Genomic DNA, 14,823 nt, shown 5'->3' with positions numbered 1-14,823 from the left:
GTCAGCCATCCCAGACGGGGAGAATAATGTCGACGGGCTGAGCCCGGCAGAGCAACACCAAGAACCCGGCTTTCACCACTGCGTCGAGTAACAGGAACCCAAGGTTCGTTACGCCGAACCCAAATAAGCCAAGCCCCTCACTGCCGAGCAGCCACACAACTGGATAGCCCGGGCCGACAGCTAAAAATAACCGCCGTAGGTCTGTGTACAGCGCCGAGCGCCAGCCGCCGGCGCCTTGGCGACCGACGAGCAGGGCAAACAGTCCGACCAACGACAGCGTCGCGAGTGCGAACAGTGCGTAGCGCGCCGGCTCCGATGTCAGCGCGGCGCCGATGCCGGCGCCGACCATCAGCAGATCCAGGCCGACTGCGAGACGGACCGTGTTGGGCTCCTCGGTAAGCAAGAACAACCCGGCGACGTACGCCGGCGTCCCGACGAGCCACTCCGCGTAGTGGAGCCATGCGACCGAGCCTGTGGCGAGGTCAACCCGTCCGTAGCCGAGGCCGATACCGGCGTAGCTGACCGCCGACGCTCCGAAGATGACGGCGACGATCCACCGGTAGCGCCGGAGCTCGTTGCTAGTGGGCCGTACGGCCACGGCGCCAGCGGTAACAAGCGCGAACCCAGCGGCCGCGAGGAGACTGACGGACCGCACCGTCGGTCACCGGCTGACCAGCCGCTCGCAGTCGAGCGCGTCGGTCGCCTCGCAGGGGCGGTCACAGGGCCGGGAGAGCTGGTCGTCTAGCCGGGAGAGCTCTCCGGAGGGAACGGTCCGGCCGATCCGGTAGGCCTGTTCGGTGTCCAAGGAGATATCCACCGTCTCGAAAAACTGCTGGACGAGGCACCGCCGCCACAACAGGTCCCGTGCGATGCGCTCGCCGCGGGGGGCCAACTCCACCCCGACGTAGGGCTCGTAGGTCACCAGCCCCGCTTCGTCGAGTGTTTTAATCGTCTCGGTGACCGTCGGCCCGCTCACGCCGAGGGAGTCGGCCAAAACACCGGTGCCGACCGGGGAGTCGTCGGCGAGCGTCAATACCAGCAGCCCGCAGAGATGACGCCCCTCCGCCGGGCTCACGGGGAGGCTCGCAGAGGACGCGTCACTCATCGTGTCCACCCCCGTGCCGCTCCTTTGCCGGTCGGCCACCGGTGTCGTCGGCTACCCAGTACACGACTGTCCGGCCGGTCTCACGCCGGCGGAGCTCTCCCCGCTCGACCAGCCCGTTGAGCTTCGTCCGCGCTGCCTCGGTCGATACCCCGAGCACGTCTGCGACGTCTGTGGTCGTCACGACCGGGCCGTCAACGGCGCTAAACACGTCTTGGACCGCCTCGGGCGGGACTGTCTCCGCGAACCGGCCGTTGTCGCGACGACGCCGGCGCCGCCGGCGGCGGTGTGGCGTCTCGTCGCTCATCTCGTTGATACTACCCGCTCGTGTGATATAAACGGTTTGCTAGTAGCAAACCCGCAGGTCGGGTGCGCCCGTCTCAGACCGTCAGCGTGATCTGACCGGTGAAATACAGCGAGCCGACGGTGCGAACGAGATCCCGAGACAACCCGTTAGCGCACTTGGTCATAACTCACAATAATTCCCACTATTAGGAATACGGCTCAATATATATTTGCTACGAACGCAACGTCCACGCGTGTCACAGCAGTACGTCGTTATCGGGGGAAACGCTGCCGGGATGAGCACCGCGACGCGACTCCGACGACTCGACGAGACCGCCGAGATCGTCGTCCTCGAGCGGGGGGAGAACATCTCGTACGCGAGTTGCGGACTGCCGTATCACCTCAGCGGCACTGTCGCTGAAGACGATCTCACAGTGATGGGGAGCGAGCAGCTCGCAGCCGCCTTCGACCTCGATATCCGAACGGGCGTCGCTGCGACAAATGTCGATCCGGATACGCAGACGGTCTCGGTCACTGCGGCCGACGGCGAGCCAGCGGCGATTGCCTACGACGACCTCGTTATCGCGACGGGAGCGAAGCCGCTCGTCCCGCCCATGTTCGACCTGTCCGAACTGGAACACTGTCACACGCTCCGGACCGTCCCAGACGCGACGGCTGTCCGCGAGGGGATGGCCGGTGACGAGCGAGCGCTCGTTATCGGCGGCGGCTACATCGGCCTCGAAGTCGCCGAAAACCTCTCTGAAGCCGGGAACGACGTCGCCGTCGCCGAGTTACTTGAACAGGTAATGCCAAACACACTCGGTCCGGAAATGGCAGCGAGAGTCGAGTCACGGCTCCGCGACCGGGGCGTCGATCTCCGGCTGGGAACCGGCGTCGACTCGCTGACGGAACCCGGTGACGGGACAGTTGTCGCCACGACGGACGGCTCGAAAGAGACGTTCGATCTCGTCGTCGTCGCAACCGGCGTCACGCCGCGAACGGAGTTGGCGGAGTCGGCAGGCGTTGAGCTACACGACAGCGGTGCGGTCGCGGTCGATGATAGAATGCGAACGTCGACGCCGTCGATCCACGCCGTCGGCGACGTCGCCGCTCCGCCGGCCGCTCGGACCGACGGGAACGCGTGGGTACCGCTCGGTGGGCCGGCCAACCGGATGGGCCGGGTCGCCGCGAACGACATCGCTGGACGTGACGACCGCCTCGATCCGGTCTTGGACACCTCGATCGCGAAGGTGTTCGATCTCGACGTCGGTACCGTCGGTGACACGGCAGCGGCGCTCGACGAGGCGGGACAGGCCTACGAAGCGGTCTACACAAGTCAGCCGAACCACGCGGAGTACTACCCCGGGGCGTCAGAGATCGACTTCAAACTCCTGTTCGATCCCGACGACGGAACGCTCTTCGGTGCCCAAGCTATCGGCGAGAGCGGCGTCGACAAGCGAACCGACGTCCTCGCGACGGCCATCGCACACCGGGACACCGTGTTCGATATCCGCGATTACGATCTCGCATACGCGCCGCCATACTCGGCCGCGAAAGACCCGGTAAACATGTTAGGAATGATCGGTGCGAACGTCGTCGAAGGCATCGCCGACGTCGTCCATCTCGATGAGTTTCTCGAACGGAAAGACGAGGCAACGGTCATCGACACCCGCCCTCCGGAGATGCGGGAGGCCCAAGGACGGATCGACGGCGACGAGAACGTCCCGCTCGGCGAGCTCCGAGAGTGGGCCGCCGACGCCAACCCAGACGGAGAGGTGTTCACATACTGTAAGATCGGGAAGAGTTCCTACATGGCAACGCGGGTACTGGCAGAGTACGGGATAACCGCTCGCAGCCTGACCGGCGGCTACTACCGCTACGAGTACGCGGCGACGGACGACAACGAACGAATCGAATCCGTGCCAGCAGAGTGACATTCTCCTTGCGCTGAAGCCCGAGAATTTCTCCTCGATTCTCCGTAAGCGTAGATTGATGCTACCGACTCGTGACTGATACGGCAGATTCAGCTACAGCAGTATTGTGCTATTAAAACAATTAAACCCTTCGGCAAAAATAGATTTTTAGAAATGAAACTAATCTTTACATTTGTCAAACCCGTATTCGGTAGTACAATGGGAGTTGAAACAGCGGAACTCCAATCGGAACTGGAAGAGAAAGGCGAACTAATGCTCGCAGTTTCAGAGTTCGATGAGCCGCTGGAGATGCATCTCCACGATTCAGAAATCGAAGACGGAGTCATCAAGATTCAGTTGACAGACGGCGTCCTCACATTCGATGTTGACGAAGTAGTCGCCGTGTGGCATCATACGCACTCACTTGCTGACTTCGGACTCGAAGACTGATTTCAGCGAATTAATCTGGTCGCTGTAAAGCGACCGAATCGCGGTTTCAGATTTCCCTCCGGTATCGTAGCTGTAGGGAGGAGCCCTGCTTCGTATGGGAGATCTTCCACTGCGTTCCGCGTACCCGGTCACACAAGCCCGGGTATCTTAATTACCCCTGCGTGGACATTATGATTACACAAAAAACCGACCAGCGACGTCAGACCAGGTCGGCGACGGCCTCGCGGAGGGTCAGCCCCTCGCCGACGACGTCGCGACGGTAGTGCATGTACGCCGCGCCGAGCGGCGGCTGGAGGATATACGCCAGCGCGATGGGGAGGATCGCCTCGGCAGGCACCGACCCGGCCGCGACGACGATGGCCAGCGCAATGGAAAGGTTGCGCATGCTCGTCGCGTACACTAAGCTGACACCGCGTTCAGTGTCAAGCAGTGTCTGGCCGAGCCCCGCGCCCACCACGAGGATGACGGCGTAGAAGACGACCAGCGGGACGATGGTACTAGCGGAGGCGACCGGGTCAGCGAGGATACTCTGTGAGCGCATCGTCATCGCGATGAAGACGATGAGCATCACGCCAACAGAGCTCAGGCCACCGAACATCGGCTTGAGCCGAGTGAAACCGTCAGAGCCGTACTGGCGGAGCAGCACGCGTCGCGTGAGGTTCCCAGCCACCATCGGTAGCACGACAACCTGTGCCAGCTGGCGGTACAGTGCCGTCGGGTCGAACGCGACCGAGGCAGGTACGAGCACCGAGAGGTACGCCGGCAGGATGGCGACGGCCGCGAGCAGGTTCACGGCCATCGCTACCAGCGCGGCCTCAAGATCGCCGTCGGCCAACCCGGTCCACGCAGCGGTCATCCCAGACGTGGGGATGAGCGCGATGAAGTACAGTCCGACCGCGTAGGCGGGGTTCCCAGCGAAGAAGGTGCGGGCGAGCCCCACTGCGACCAGCGGCGCGACGGCAAAGTTGACAATCAAGCTCAGCCCGACCGGCTTCGCGTGCCTGCGGAGGTTGATGACCTCCTTGAGGTCGATGTTGATCATCATCGGGTAGATCATCAGGAACAGCACCGGGAGGACAGCAGCCTTCAGCAGGCTCCTCGTCCCGGTGCCGGCGACCTGCCCGAACGCGAGACCGGCGACAAGCGACGCGACCACAACGTAGATTAGATTCTCCTTGACAGCGGTGAGAAAATTCCGGAGCATGAGTGTGAGTGTGGAAGTAAGGTGTGATGTCTCAGTCGTCTGCTGGCGCAGGGCCGTTGGGCGCAGCGACGTCGCTCGCGTTCAGCCGCTCGAAGGCGTCTTCAACACCACCGCCGGCGATGTCGAGGGCCTCCTGCCAGGTGTCGGACGACGCAGGGTCGTCGGGTGCGAGACCGACCTGTTCGAGCACCTTCGGCAGGCTGACGTGGTAGACACGCTGGGTCTCCTCGCCGACCTGCTGGACGACGACGTTACAAGGGAACAGCGTCGCCGCGTCGCCACGCGTCTCCTCGGCAACGATTTTCCCCGCGTGGGGGTTGCCGATGCCGATGATCCGGGTCGCCGGGAGCTCCTCGCCGGTGTGTTCGCGGATGTTCTCCGAGGGGGAGAACTCGGTCGGGGTGCCGAACCCGGCGTCGGTAAACGCCTCCCTGACCCGCTCAACCGCGTCCTCGTGAGTCGTCCCGAGGTAGGTCTCGCGAGCACCGATGTCTGCGAACGATTCCTCAAAGCCTTGGTTTTCGTCTGCGGGCATTCATGTGCTTTATTGTGTGTTATACACAAAAGCGCTATGGCATACACAGCGATATCCGACTTTGAGCAACTGGAGACCGAGAATAAAAAGAGCTTAATCAAAATTTTGAGAGTGGCCTTTTGCTATTACCACAAGAATATTTTGTGTTCTTGTGTGAGTTATATTGTGTTATGACGAACATACTACTCGCCTACGACGGATCGGAGCCCGCCGAACACGCCCGGAAGGTCGTCTTCGACAGGTTCGACCCCAGCATGGTGACGGTTCTATTCGTCTTCGATCCGGGAGAAGCGGGCTATGAGACACCTGACCCCTTCGGTACGGACGCAGAACTCACAGAACTAGCCACCGAGCGGGCGGAGGAGGTATTCACGAAGTTCGAGACGCCCGCTGAGTCGAACGCAACGGTTCGAACGGTCCACGACGTCGGTGACCCCGCCCGGACCGTCGTCGACTACGCAGAACGCGACGACATCAACCACGTCGTCGTCGGGAGCCACGGCCGTGAAGGCGTCTCACGCCTCCTGCTTGGGAGCGTCGCGGAGAAGGTAGTTCGTCGGTCGCCCGTCCCTGTAACCGTCGTCCGGTGACAGAGTCGTCGGCTTCTCGACGGACGAGCCCCTGTCACGTGTCTCGGCGACCCTGCGATTGCGGGTATGGCCGAGGTTCTGTCTGCTGTCGTCTCCGACATCTCCAGACCGAAGGCGAACCGCTTCCTGCTCTCGATACGGGAGCCACCGGGGACGCCGGCGACGCGGTGGGACTTAGTAGAATCCTCGGCGGTCAATACGCAGGATCTTTCCAACTATAATTCAGACATATTTTAACTGTAAACAATAGCTTGTGAATCGTTCTATGTTCATCGTTCAGCACGAGCAGCCAACTGTCTAATTCACACTGACGCAGATTCGTCTCTCACAGTACTTCCCAGAACGAGTGCGCCGGCAATTATTACGAGGTTCTTTACGATATACTGACCCTCGACCGTTAACCCGTACGGGAACGTGGTATAGACAACTTCAGGCAGCAGTATCATCGGGAGGAACGTCCCCGGAAGTTGGAGTGCTAACAGCAGCAATCCAACACGCGTAAGCGGTGGATAGAGCAGACAGATCCCGATGATCACCTCCCATACGCCAAGTACCGGGACAAAAAACTCAGGCGGAAGAATGTACACCGTTGAGGCGACGAGGTCACCGGCCGGCGAGACGCCGAGTACTTTGAGTACGCCGAACCAGATGAACACCGCTCCGACAGCGGCTCGCAACGCTGGAACACTCCAACGGTCCATTTTCGATGCCAGTGTCGCGTCGAGTGCGTCCAACCGCTCTTGATACACGGTTAGCGTGTCTTTCGATTCGTTTTCTGAGGTTGCCATTACGTGCGTGATAGCTACGATTTTGCCGGCTAAAAGGCTTCTAGCTCCTGATCGACCGTGTCAGATTCTTTGACTTGCTCTGTTGACCTGATGGAAACGCTGCTACTCCATATGAGCGTAACACAAGACATGGGGCACAAGAGACCGACCTGCATTCCGTGCCACAGAGTACGTCTTTTGACTAGTCCGTGTGCGAAAGAAGCCGATCTATGGGCGCTACAGCCCGGATACCGTGGATGAGTGTCCCTCGAACTTCACACTTCTACGCAGTTAGTCACCCCCTCTCCCCATGCCGCTGGAGATTGAACGAGAACAGAGCCTCACCGGGGAAGTACCTAGTAGAGAGTTAGTACAGGAGTACGAAGCGGGGAGGTTGAGGCAGCTATGAGAGTCCTGGTGGGGTGTTAAGAGTGTTTCAAATCCAACCTCTCTCGGAGGGTCTCCTTTTGGATTTTGCCTGTGCTGGTTAACGGGAGCTCGTCTAATGTGAATATCTCATCGGGAATCCACCAGTCGTTGATTTGTCCCTTTTCGACTGCCTTCGTTAGTTGGTCATATACCGATTCTTTCTCGAATGTATCGTCAACTGGTGTTACAGCGGCAACTGGCCGTTCGCCCCATTCATCGTCGGGTTTCCCGAGAACAGCGGCGTTGGCGACGGTTGTCGTGTCTACGATAATCGATTCGAGAATGCTTGATGGAATCCACTCTCCGCCACTCTTTATCGTGTCATCGACGCGGTCGAGAATCCGAATTCCACCATCTGGCATCCGTCGCCCGATGTCTCCCGTGTTGAACCAACCGTCGACGAAGGCGTCTGCAGTCTTTTCTGGCAGTTTGTAATAGCCGTCGGGGAGCCACGGTGCCCGAAATTGAATTTCACCCATATCATCTTCCATACCCTCTCGGTGTACGAGTTGGAATTCGCCGAATGGTACTGGGTGAGTCACCCGGCGCAGATACTCATACCCTCCCTCGTCCCGAGCCTCGTCACTCCAAATCGATATCGAGGCGGCGAGCATGTCTGTCCCGCCATAGATCGTCGAGAATTCGATATCGTGCTCGCGGAACTGGGAGACCAGATCACGCTGGATCGTGCTACCACCGGTCAACACCTTGAGGCCGTCAAGAGAGTAATCTGTTTCCAGCAACTGGCGTGCCATCGTCGGGACCATGTTCGTCCAAGTTGCCTCGCCGTCTTCAACCAGCGACCCGACTGTTTCCGGGTCGTATTGGCCTGTCATCAGTAGGTCTGTGCCAAGATACGGCGCGATGACCGGGGATCCCCAAGCCAGTAGGTGGAACATCGGGATACTGGGTAACAGGGTGTCCTCTCCTGACAGCGAGGCTGGTGTGTCGTATTCGGTCAGTTGGTGTGCGATACTCACGCCACCGTGGATGAATTGCTCGTGGGTGTATCTGACCGGCTTGGGTTTACCAGTCGTGCCTGAGGTGAACAGCATAACTGCTGGGGTATCTTCCTCAACGTCGAGAGTAACTGGGTCACTTTCTTCGAGGTCATCAGTATGTAGCGTTTCGCCTGGGAATTGCTGGGCGAGTGCTTCGAAGTCATCAGAGTAGATCAGATGGGTCGAATCTGATTTCTCCAGCGTGTATCCGATTTGCTCGGGTGGGAGATTCAGATTCACCGGGTAGATGATCGCTTCCATTCCAGTGATAGCGTACAGCAATTCGAAAAATTTGGGCGTATTCCAGTCAGCGACTGCGACGACAGTCCCAGCATCTACCCCGCGATCCGCAAGCCCACCTGCTAGTCTCTGGGCATTCTCGTATGCCTGTTCGTACGTCGTTTCACTGGCCCCGTCGGAGACGGTACTGTTGTGGAACAGCGTGCGCGCTCTGTCGAGGACTGAGGGTATGGTGTACATTGTTAGGTTGTAACTGGTTGTTCTGGAAGTTTCGTATCGTCGAGACTGTCGTACTGGACAATTGCGTCGAAGTACTCCATCGCGGGAGTCGCATCAGTCTGCACGCCAGGCGAATCGGACGCCAACTCGCGCTCGACAAATAGGTTCGCAACGATTGCTTTGCGAGCGTCACCGTCGTCCAAGTGTTCTTGTGCCCGACTTAGGAGAATACTGGCCGTGACGACGTCATAGATGTACTCAGTGACGTCCTTTGCGGCATATTGTGCGGACTCGTCGTCTGTCGTGGCCAGTCCGAGCAGCGCTTCTTGTAATTGTTCAAACTCCGCTTGTACCGTTTCTGCGAGCGGTTGGAGATACGGATGCTCGACGTTGTCTAGATATCCCGAGACGAGCGGTAGCAATGCCTCGTGTGCGGCCTCTTTCTCCATGGCTCGCAGCACATCAAGTGAGAGGATGTTCGCCGTCCCCTCCCAGATTGGTAGGACCTGTGCATCGCGGTACAGGCGGTGGGTGACGAAATCATCGACATATCCGTTTCCACCCTGGATTTCCATGGCATATGACGCAGTTTCGACGGCTTTCCGCGTCGTGACGTGCTTGGAGACCGGAACCAGCAGTCGCATCAACTGGAATGCGTCGTCATCACCGTGATCACGCTCGTATCTGTCCAACCATCGGGCAGCTTCCATTGCGAAAGTCAACGTAGCCTCGTGGTCAACAGCCATCTCCACCAAGTCGCGCTGCATAAGCGGGAAGTCTTGAATCGCCTGTCCAAACGCATCCCGATTCGCTGCTTTGACCTTGCTCTCAAGCAACAATCGTCCGATGATGCCGACAGCACCCACAGAATTAGTCACTCGCTCCCAGTTCACCATCGTCGTCATGTACTTGAACCCGCGCTCGGGCTCACCAACGAGATAACCAGTGGTACCGTCGAATTCGACTTCACCAGTAGGGACGCTCTCTGTGCCGAGTTTGTCTTTGAGCCGCCGATATCGCTGTTCGTTCAACTCTCCTGACGGCAATTCGTGTGGAACAAGAAATAGCGAAAGCCCCCTTGTACCATCGGGCGCGTCGGGACGTCGAGCAAGGGCCAAAGTCCCCTGAGCGTCGATGTTCGAACAGAACCATTTCTCTCCGGTCAATTTGTACTCTCGCGTCTGTAACTCACCACCGTCTTGAGTGGCTTTGGCTTGAGCAGCTGATGATTCAGTTGCCTGGTGCGGCGCCACCACAGGCTCAGCATCTGTTTCGGCCGCCCCGACATCACTTCCGCCTTGCTCCTCGGTGAGGAACATCGCACCTTCGATGACGGTCTCATAGTCGGTGGACGCAAGCTGGTCCAGATACTCGGTGTAGTCTTCCGTATGGTCGTGATTTCGCAATGTCAGCGCGACTCCTGCCGTCATGGACTGCGCGCAGACAAGTCCCGTGTCGGCATACGAAAGAAGTAGTTGCTCAGTCAAGGTGTGGAGTAACCCAACTGGTTCATCTCGTCCTTCCGGTGGCTTGAATGCATCAGCGACGATTCCATGTTCATAGATGAGTCGTTCGTTCTCAAGCTGATCGGGGTGGTACTCAACTTGGTTTAGCAACTTCCCATACTTGTCGTGTGATTGGAGTGTCGGCCCGTGTCTGTCGATTCGGTCTGCGTTGTCTGCGATAGTGTGACCGACAATATGGCCGAATTCTTGGAGTTTCTCCTCCGCCCACCCGAATTCGTCATCTGGATAGAGTCGCCTCGCTTCTTCCTGTAGAACGGGGTTGAGATCCCAGTAATTGACATGGCGTCCCTCCTCAAACTGCTCGTACTCTATGGGTGGTTCTACCATAGTTTACTGAGTATACAAACCAATTAATAATGAATATTAGTGAATGTACTATTGGTTGTATATTGTTTATTATCTGAGGAGAACGGGCCACAGTTGATAATCAAAGTTTTCGTGGGAGATGTATTCGCAGCCGATCACATCGGAGTTGAGTGAAAGTGTCCGTGTGTAACCCAGCGGCTAAGTTCGACGACGACCCATTGTAGAGGAGGTACGAGACAACTCGGTTCCTCACTTCGCTATCCACACCCGTCGCCGGATCGGCGGAGAACGGTTTGTGGATGTGGGATTCGTCTACGGGGCGGATGGGAAGTGCGTCATTAATTTGGAGTTCAAGATCGAAGACGGCTGACGAGCGATCAACGACTATCAAGAGAAGCTGACTGCGGTCGACATCGGTCGGCAGATTACGACGGTCGAACTCGCCGTGCTGGCGAACGAACTCTAGTCACTCGCTGAGACCTTGGACTACTGGATGACACAGGCGCTCTACTCGACTCGGCAGTCTTCGTGGGCTGATGATCGAAAGGCAAGCCCGCAGACGGTCAACGACCAGGTCCGGTCGGCAAAGGAGAAGCTCCATTTCAAGGAGGCATGCTGGCGGAAGCTGTACGCACTTATGTGAAGGCCCACCTAGCTGAGGCGGTCGAACTCTGGCATAGGCACTCAAAATCGTCGGCCTCATCCTCTAACTTAACACCAGCTTAAGTGGCTCATGCGTCGCGTTGTCGGAAGACAAGAGCGACAAGCGCCACAACAAGCACAATCTGAACGATTTTATCGACATACCCGACGAGAGTGAAGTTCCCCGCCTTGGCGATATACCACAGTGGGATCTGGACAGCTGTATACGGAATCGCGGCGATAGCGAGACCATGGCGACGGACACCCCGTGTGTACAGGAGCATTCCCCCGATGAAGCCAACACCAGCAAGAAGTACCGGCGGCGCTCCCTCTACAACACCAGCATATAGGTGTGTTGCGGCTGTGATGCCTAACAGAATAAGTACGACTTGCTCAAGTGTTGATAGCGAGTTTATCCCAGAACTCCCCGCCGGCGCCTGTTGAGTCGGTGTAGACACATTATATTAGTGTGACTCGACAAGTATTATTGTTGTGCTATTAATACAAGACCATTTGAAGAATAAGACTTCAGCGGATCTAATGGCTGTGAATGATACTCACGGACATAAATACGTGAACACATCTGGGATTTCGACCCGGTTGAGTGCAGAGAGAGCAGCCTCACGCAGATCGTCGAGTGTGTCAAACAGGCGGTTCCCAAGTTCTTGATCAAGTTGTCTCCAACACTCTTCCGCGGGGTTCAGCTCCGGTGAACCCCGCGGTAGGTAACAGAGTTCTATCGGTGTACCTTCAGCAAACTCTTGGACCTTGTTCGCCGTGAAATACGAGGCGTTGTCCAAAACGACGCAAATCTTCTCGCCGAATTCAGTCTGAAGTGCGTCGAGAAGTCGAATCGTCGTGTCGCTGTTAAAATTCCCTGCACACGGCAGGAAGAACGTCTCACCGCCATCGCTGACTGCACCAAGCAACTTGATGCTATCCCACGCGCCCGTCACCGGCAGTGACGGGCGCTCCCCTTCCGGAAACCACGCATAAATCAACGTCGAGAGAACCTGTCTCGTCTGATCGATGGTCAGGATCGTGTATTCGTCGTCCAGGTCGTTGCGCTTTTTTTGAAGCCTTCTTTCCAAGCTTCTTGGGCTCTTTCGTCGGATTTGTAGAACTCCGGCCGGGCTGTCTTCCAGGACAGCCCGGCCTCAGACATCAATCTCCGGACGTGCCGCTCACAGTACTCAACGTCAAACTCTTCGGCGAGATAGTGACGAGCTAGTGGAACAGACCACGCGGGCGCGTCTAATCCTACTTCCTCGGGCGATTCGTGAAGTACCTTGACGAACCGCTTGTGCTGTTCATCAGAGAGTTCGGTTGGTCTGCCTTCGCGCGGATCGTCGTAGGCGACTTGCTCGACCGGCTCATCAGCGAGCCGGTCGAGCCGGCCAACCCACCGAGACAACCATGGACCGGTGTATCCGTATCGTTCAGCAACCTCCGCCATCGTTGCATCGTCTTCTTCAAGATAGTTGATCACCGCCATTAGCCGCTGTGTCGGCTTTTTATCTTCGACCTCCGCGAGAGCGTCGCGGAGGTCGTCAAGAGTGGCGGCGTCAAGCGTGGACATACTTGCTAATCACACTCTAACCTAAAGAATATTTAGCTGACAGTATGACTACTATCAGTACCTCACAAAACATCCTCGGCTAGCTGTTTCTGAAGCCTGAGTTCTGTGGCGGAGCGGTTGTGCTGGGTGGTCTTGACGAGAAGATCGTCGACGAACCGACGGAGAGCTGTCGCTGTCGGCGGCGGCTGCCGCCGACGCGACAGCGTTGCCACTCCTGGCGAAGGCTATACTCACCGACAGAGATATTGATATACTCCGGGCGGATCAATCTCTTTCATCGCTGAGCGGATCTCACTCCGAAGTTCGTCAACTTCTCCAAAGTATTGATTACCAAGAGCTGATCTAAGTTGTCGCCAACACTCTTCGGTTGGATTTAGCTTAGCCATCCCAGTCGGGAGATATAGAAGCTCTAGCTTCGATTTCTCGGCAAACTCCTTGACTTTCTTCGCTGTGAAATAGGAACCTTTGTCGAGAACTACGAGTAGCTTCTCTCCGAATCTTGCCTGAAGTGACTGGAGAAATCGAACCGTCGTTTCCTTGTTGAACGAACCAGCGCATTCCAAAAACATGGTCTCGCCGTTCTCGGTGAGACCGCCCAAGAAATTGATTCCATCACGAGAGGCCGACACGTTCACTGTCGGCCTCTCGTCAATCGGAAACCACGCATATCTGAGATCAGCTCCAACCGATTTCCTGAACTGATCAATCGTTATGACCAGCCTGTCTTCATCCCGTCTCCCGACTTTTTTTGAGCTCGTCGTCGTACCGTTCAAGATCTTCCTCGTCAGCCGAGGCTGGTTCTGGCCGAGGTTTCTTCCAGGAAACCTCGGCCTCTTTCATTAGTCGCTGAACGTGACGCCGGGAATGTGCAACATCAAACTCAGTTATGAGGTGTTGTTGAGCTAGTATACTCGACCAAGCAGGCTCATCGTATCCAGCTTCTTCGGGTGATTGGTTGAGTGTTTCAGCGAATTGTTGGAACTGTTCGTCAGAGAGCTCAGGCGGTCTTCCTGGACGTTCGTCGTCGTAGAGCGCGTCTTCAAAGTCGCGCTCTTCGAAGCGATCCAACCAGTTGTACACTGTCTGACGAGGCCATCCGTATTTTTCCTCGATCTTATCTGGAGATAGCCCAGCGAGATATTCGCGTGCAGTAGTGAGCCGTTTGATTGCTTTCGGATCACGCTCGTCCGCGAGCTGCTCGCGGACGCGCTCAACTGAAAGATCGGGAATCTTGTTCCCGTCCTTGGACATACTCAAACGATGAGCTTCTGTGTCTCAAAACTTTCGACGTTGAGTATAGCCCGGTCGGAGATTAGCGAGTAAACCGATCGTCTGGTGATCGATTTGCGGGGACGGCCCGACGCGTCGCGAGGGCCGTCCACGCTGCCCGTTGAATCATATTGATGAACTCCTTGAACGACCACTTCCAGAGGCGACGCCCCCCACGGCGGGGCGTCGCCACGTACTCCCAGTGTAAATACCGCCAGAAGTTCTATAAAAACAAGCTCACCACGACGTACAGCAGCCGTACGACCGGATTTTGTGTCGAGGTCGTCGCAATACTTTGTTTGGAGAGTCGATAGCTCGTCTCGATACCGAAGCGTTTCACGTAGTGGTATCGAGCGTCTCGTAGTGGGTCGATGAACAGCGCGTCAGTCCTCGTCGCCGCCGGAGCGTTCGGCCTTCAGCTGTCGAACCTCCCGTTCCACGTCGAGATCGTCCAGATTGTCGAGCCGGACGGTCAGCGTCTCGTCCTCGCCAGCATTCGCGTTCCGCCCATCGTTGTCGGTCGTGTCGACCTCGTCGGAGATTGTCGGTTCGTCTCCGCTAGTCCCTCCTCCCGAAAGCCGGGCGTCAACCCGACGGACGAGTACGTACGTTGTGGCCGCAGTTCCAGCGGCCACGGCCCCATAGGCGGCCAACAACGCCTCAGCACCGAATTGAGCCTCCAGCACTGGCCCTGCGAGCCATGCAAACACACAGACACCGACGAGAAACGCCGTGGCGACGGAAACGGCTCTGCTCATGTGGTGCG

At 57.5% G+C, this 14,823-nt stretch carries 15 protein-coding genes and 1 pseudogene; 3 read left to right on the top strand and 13 right to left on the bottom strand.

What is annotated here, in order from left to right; all coding sequences use genetic code 11:
* Window position 1 precedes the first annotated feature (1 nt).
* From EO776_RS15895 to EO776_RS15885, 3 genes are read right to left on the bottom strand one after another with little or no spacing between them, the layout of a single operon-like run.
* Window positions 2-655, bottom strand: coding sequence for a bacteriorhodopsin (locus EO776_RS15895; RefSeq protein ID WP_094521193.1), 654 nt, complete (start codon window positions 653-655; stop codon window positions 2-4).
* A gap of 6 nt (window positions 656-661) precedes the next feature.
* Complete coding sequence (locus tag EO776_RS15890) at window positions 662-1,105, bottom strand: metal-dependent transcriptional regulator (protein ID WP_094521202.1); 444 nt, start codon at window positions 1,103-1,105, stop codon at window positions 662-664.
* Entirely contained in the window at window positions 1,098-1,409 is a 312-nt protein-coding gene (locus tag EO776_RS15885) for a Fic family protein (RefSeq protein ID WP_094521194.1), read from the bottom strand. Before EO776_RS15885 ends, EO776_RS15890 begins: the two co-directional genes overlap by 8 nt.
* A 232-nt stretch (window positions 1,410-1,641) precedes the next feature.
* On the opposite strand from EO776_RS15885, the gene EO776_RS15880 reads away from it, so the two are divergent.
* Window positions 1,642-3,321: an FAD-dependent oxidoreductase gene (locus tag EO776_RS15880; protein ID WP_099289191.1), complete on the top strand. Its 1,680-nt coding sequence runs from the start codon at window positions 1,642-1,644 to the stop codon at window positions 3,319-3,321.
* Window positions 3,322-3,519: 198 nt separating this feature from the next.
* Window positions 3,520-3,750: a hypothetical protein gene (locus EO776_RS15875; protein WP_049933177.1), complete on the top strand. Its 231-nt coding sequence runs from the start codon at window positions 3,520-3,522 to the stop codon at window positions 3,748-3,750.
* A gap of 199 nt (window positions 3,751-3,949) precedes the next feature.
* On the opposite strand, the gene EO776_RS15870 is transcribed toward EO776_RS15875, so the two are convergent.
* Window positions 3,950-4,954, bottom strand: coding sequence for an arsenic resistance protein (locus EO776_RS15870; protein ID WP_094521196.1), 1,005 nt, complete (start codon window positions 4,952-4,954; stop codon window positions 3,950-3,952).
* Between the two features lie 31 nt (window positions 4,955-4,985).
* Window positions 4,986-5,489, bottom strand: a complete 504-nt coding sequence (locus tag EO776_RS15865) for a DUF302 domain-containing protein (protein ID WP_094521197.1) — start codon at window positions 5,487-5,489, stop codon at window positions 4,986-4,988.
* 170 nt (window positions 5,490-5,659) lie between these two features.
* Between EO776_RS15865 and EO776_RS15860 the strand changes: the two genes are divergently transcribed.
* Window positions 5,660-6,079: a universal stress protein gene (locus tag EO776_RS15860; protein WP_094521198.1), complete on the top strand. Its 420-nt coding sequence runs from the start codon at window positions 5,660-5,662 to the stop codon at window positions 6,077-6,079.
* A gap of 302 nt (window positions 6,080-6,381) precedes the next feature.
* Here EO776_RS15860 and EO776_RS15850 read toward each other — a convergent pair whose 3' ends face one another.
* From EO776_RS15850 to EO776_RS15815, 8 genes and pseudogenes are all read right to left on the bottom strand, one after another.
* Window positions 6,382-6,867 (bottom strand): DoxX family protein, encoded by a 486-nt coding sequence (locus tag EO776_RS15850; protein ID WP_129452559.1) that lies wholly within the window; start codon window positions 6,865-6,867, stop codon window positions 6,382-6,384.
* A gap of 404 nt (window positions 6,868-7,271) precedes the next feature.
* Entirely contained in the window at window positions 7,272-8,756 is a 1,485-nt protein-coding gene (locus EO776_RS15845; RefSeq protein WP_094519923.1) for an AMP-binding protein, read from the bottom strand.
* A 2-nt stretch (window positions 8,757-8,758) separates the two neighbouring features.
* Window positions 8,759-10,588, bottom strand: coding sequence for an acyl-CoA dehydrogenase family protein (locus EO776_RS15840; RefSeq protein ID WP_094519922.1), 1,830 nt, complete (start codon window positions 10,586-10,588; stop codon window positions 8,759-8,761).
* Window positions 10,589-11,298: 710 nt separating this feature from the next.
* Window positions 11,299-11,667 carry a hypothetical protein gene (locus tag EO776_RS19445; RefSeq protein WP_241897965.1) on the bottom strand — a complete coding sequence of 123 codons (369 nt, stop codon included), beginning with the start codon at window positions 11,665-11,667 and terminating at the stop codon, window positions 11,299-11,301.
* A 99-nt stretch (window positions 11,668-11,766) separates the two neighbouring features.
* Window positions 11,767-12,788, bottom strand: a protein-coding gene (locus EO776_RS15830; RefSeq protein WP_246041545.1) for an IS630 family transposase whose coding sequence is annotated in 2 segments (ribosomal slippage) — window positions 11,767-12,282 and window positions 12,285-12,788 — 1,020 coding nt in all. Because the reading frame shifts where the segments join, the coding sequence is not laid out codon by codon here.
* A gap of 230 nt (window positions 12,789-13,018) precedes the next feature.
* A protein-coding gene (locus EO776_RS15825; RefSeq protein ID WP_100050522.1) for an IS630 family transposase occupies window positions 13,019-14,039 on the bottom strand; the annotation gives its coding sequence in 2 pieces (ribosomal slippage) (window positions 13,019-13,537 and window positions 13,539-14,039; 1,020 coding nt in all).
* Window positions 14,040-14,100: 61 nt separating this feature from the next.
* Window positions 14,101-14,442: pseudogene (locus tag EO776_RS15820) on the bottom strand (ISH3 family transposase); the annotation flags it as partial.
* Entirely contained in the window at window positions 14,441-14,815 is a 375-nt protein-coding gene (locus EO776_RS15815; protein WP_094520620.1) for a hypothetical protein, read from the bottom strand. The gene EO776_RS15815 and the pseudogene EO776_RS15820, both read right to left, overlap by 2 nt.
* Window positions 14,816-14,823 lie beyond the last annotated feature (8 nt).

Origin of the sequence: Halorubrum ezzemoulense (assembly GCF_004126515.1) — an archaeon.
Lineage (GTDB): Archaea > Halobacteriota > Halobacteria > Halobacteriales > Haloferacaceae > Halorubrum > Halorubrum ezzemoulense.
The sequence above is the reverse complement of the archived record's forward strand: the minus strand, read 5'-3'. Positions and strand labels throughout refer to the sequence as shown.

Bases quoted from the DNA above. Each gene is read 5' to 3' on its own strand.
- EO776_RS15890 (WP_094521202.1), bottom strand. From the start codon at position 1,105: ATGAGTGACGCGTCCTCTGCGAGCCTCCCCGTGAGCCCGGCGGAGGGG.
- EO776_RS15885 (WP_094521194.1), bottom strand. From the start codon at position 1,409: ATGAGCGACGAGACGCCACACCGCCGCCGGCGGCGCCGGCGTCGTCGC.
- EO776_RS15875 (WP_049933177.1), top strand. From the start codon at position 3,520: ATGGGAGTTGAAACAGCGGAACTCCAATCGGAACTGGAAGAGAAAGGC.
- EO776_RS15870 (WP_094521196.1), bottom strand. From the start codon at position 4,954: ATGCTCCGGAATTTTCTCACCGCTGTCAAGGAGAATCTAATCTACGTT.
- EO776_RS15865 (WP_094521197.1), bottom strand. From the start codon at position 5,489: ATGCCCGCAGACGAAAACCAAGGCTTTGAGGAATCGTTCGCAGACATC.
- EO776_RS15860 (WP_094521198.1), top strand. From the start codon at position 5,660: ATGACGAACATACTACTCGCCTACGACGGATCGGAGCCCGCCGAACAC.
- EO776_RS15850 (WP_129452559.1), bottom strand. From the start codon at position 6,867: ATGGCAACCTCAGAAAACGAATCGAAAGACACGCTAACCGTGTATCAA.
- EO776_RS15845 (WP_094519923.1), bottom strand. From the start codon at position 8,756: ATGTACACCATACCCTCAGTCCTCGACAGAGCGCGCACGCTGTTCCAC.
- EO776_RS15840 (WP_094519922.1), bottom strand. From the start codon at position 10,588: ATGGTAGAACCACCCATAGAGTACGAGCAGTTTGAGGAGGGACGCCAT.
- EO776_RS15815 (WP_094520620.1), bottom strand. From the start codon at position 14,815: ATGAGCAGAGCCGTTTCCGTCGCCACGGCGTTTCTCGTCGGTGTCTGT.